Source organism: Aeromonas enteropelogenes, from assembly GCF_000819845.1.
In the GTDB taxonomy this organism is placed as follows: Bacteria; Pseudomonadota; Gammaproteobacteria; order Enterobacterales; family Aeromonadaceae; genus Aeromonas; species Aeromonas enteropelogenes.
This window is the reverse complement of the sequence record NZ_CDCG01000001.1, coordinates 1-2,942: the sequence shown is the minus strand read 5'-3', so window position 1 is coordinate 2,942 and position 2,942 is coordinate 1. Positions and strand designations below refer to the sequence as shown.

Genomic DNA, 2,942 nt, shown 5'->3' with positions numbered 1-2,942 from the left:
GTGCCGGTTTCACCGACACTTCTTGGGGTTGTATGGTTAAGTGACTAAGCGTACATGGTGGATGCCTTGGCAGTCAGAGGCGATGAAGGACGTACTAACCTGCGATAAGCCGTGAGCAGTCGGTAAGAGACATTACGACTCACGGATTTCCGAATGGGGAAACCCACCCGAGACAACTCGGGTATCTGTTACTGAATACATAGGTAACAGAGGCGAACCGGGAGAACTGAAACATCTAAGTACCCCGAGGAAAAGAAATCAACCGAGATTCCCTCAGTAGCGGCGAGCGAACGGGGATTAGCCCTTAAGCATCTTGGAAGTTAGTGGAACGGTCCTGGAAAGGCCGGCGATACAGGGTGATAGCCCCGTACACGAAAACAACCTTGATGTGAAATCGAGTAGGGCGGGACACGTGACATCCTGTCTGAATATGGGGGGACCATCCTCCAAGGCTAAATACTCCTGACTGACCGATAGTGAACCAGTACCGTGAGGGAAAGGCGAAAAGAACCCCTGTGAGGGGAGTGAAATAGAACCTGAAACCGTGTACGTACAAGCAGTGGGAGCCCTTCGGGGTGACTGCGTACCTTTTGTATAATGGGTCAGCGACTTACATTTTGTAGCGAGGTTAACCGTATAGGGGAGCCGTAGGGAAACCGAGTCTTAACTGGGCGTCTAGTTGCAAGGTGTAGACCCGAAACCGGGTGATCTAGCCATGGGCAGGTTGAAGGTTGAGTAACATCAACTGGAGGACCGAACCCACTAACGTTGCAAAGTTAGGGGATGACCTGTGGCTGGGGGTGAAAGGCCAATCAAACTCGGAGATAGCTGGTTCTCCCCGAAAGCTATTTAGGTAGCGCCTCGGACGAATACTACTGGGGGTAGAGCACTGTTTGGGCTAGGGGGTCATCCCGACTTACCAACCCCATGCAAACTCCGAATACCAGTAAGTACTATCCGGGAGACACACGGCGGGTGCTAACGTCCGTCGTGAAGAGGGAAACAACCCAGACCGCCGGCTAAGGTCCCAAAGTTCTGGTTAAGTGGGAAACGATGTGGGAAGGCTCAGACAGCTAGGATGTTGGCTTAGAAGCAGCCATCATTTAAAGAAAGCGTAATAGCTCACTAGTCGAGTCGGCCTGCGCGGAAGATGTAACGGGGCTCAAACCAGGCACCGAAGCCGCGGATTCACGCTAAGCGTGAGTGGTAGGGGAGCGTTCTGTAAGTCTGCGAAGGTGTATCGAGAGGTATGCTGGAGATATCAGAAGTGCGAATGCTGACGTAAGTAACGATAAAGGGGGTGAAAAGCCTCCTCGCCGGAAGACCAAGGGTTCCTGTCCAACGTTAATCGGGGCAGGGTGAGTCGACCCCTAAGGCGAGGCCGAAAGGCGTAGTCGATGGGAAGCAGGTTAATATTCCTGCACGACTTGTAATTGCGATGGGGGGACGGAGAAGGCTAGGTGGGCCAGGCGACGGTTGTCCTGGTGAAAGTGCGTAGGCGGTACCTTTAGGTAAATCCGGAGGTGCAACGCTGAGACACGAGACGAACGCACCACGGTGCGGAAGCCATTGATGCCCTGCTTCCAGGAAAAGCCTCTAAGCTTCAGATTACAAGTCATCGTACCCCAAACCGACACAGGTGGTCGGGTAGAGAATACCAAGGCGCTTGAGAGAACTCGGGTGAAGGAACTAGGCAAAATAGTACCGTAACTTCGGGAGAAGGTACGCTCTTGTTGGTGAAGTCCCTTGCGGATGGAGCTGACGGGAGTCGCAGTGACCAGATGGCTGGGACTGTTTATCAAAAACACAGCACTCTGCAAACACGAAAGTGGACGTATAGGGTGTGACACCTGCCCGGTGCCGGAAGGTTAATTGATGGGGTTAGCGCAAGCGAAGCTCTTGATCGAAGCCCCGGTAAACGGCGGCCGTAACTATAACGGTCCTAAGGTAGCGAAATTCCTTGTCGGGTAAGTTCCGACCTGCACGAATGGTGTAACCATGGCCATGCTGTCTCCACCCGAGACTCAGTGAAATCGAATTCGCCGTGAAGATGCGGTGTACCCGCGGCTAGACGGAAAGACCCCGTGAACCTTTACTACAGCTTGGCACTGAACATTGAACCTACATGTGTAGGATAGGTGGGAGGCTTTGAAGGCGTGACGCCAGTTGCGCTGGAGCCGTCCTTGAAATACCACCCTTGTATGTTTGATGTTCTAACGCAGGGCCCTGAATCGGGCTCGCGGACAGTGCCTGGTGGGTAGTTTGACTGGGGCGGTCTCCTCCCAAAGAGTAACGGAGGAGCACGAAGGTTGGCTAATCCTGGTCGGACATCAGGAGGTTAGTGCAATGGCATAAGCCAGCTTAACTGCGAGACGGACAGGTCGAGCAGGTACGAAAGTAGGTCATAGTGATCCGGTGGTTCTGAATGGAAGGGCCATCGCTCAACGGATAAAAGGTACTCCGGGGATAACAGGCTGATACCGCCCAAGAGTTCATATCGACGGCGGTGTTTGGCACCTCGATGTCGGCTCATCACATCCTGGGGCTGAAGTCGGTCCCAAGGGTATGGCTGTTCGCCATTTAAAGTGGTACGCGAGCTGGGTTCAGAACGTCGTGAGACAGTTCGGTCCCTATCTGCCGTGGGCGTTGGATGATTGAAGGGAGTTGCTCCTAGTACGAGAGGACCGGAGTGAACGAACCTCTGGTGTTCGGGTTGTCACGCCAGTGGCACTGCCCGGTAGCTAAGTTCGGAATCGATAACCGCTGAAAGCATCTAAGCGGGAAGCGAGCCCTGAGATGAGTCATCCCTGACCCCTTGAGGGTCCTAAAGGGCCGTTGGAGACCACAACGTTGATAGGTGGGGTGTGTAAGCGCGGCGACGTGTTGAGCTAACCCATACTAATTACCCGTGAGGCTTAACCATACAACACCCAAGAAGTGTT

General features: G+C 53.6%; 1 rRNA gene. It reads left to right on the top strand.

The annotated features are described in order from the left end of the window. Positions 1-34 precede the first annotated feature (34 nt). Positions 35-2,923 (top strand): 23S ribosomal RNA (locus BN1123_RS00005). Positions 2,924-2,942 lie beyond the last annotated feature (19 nt).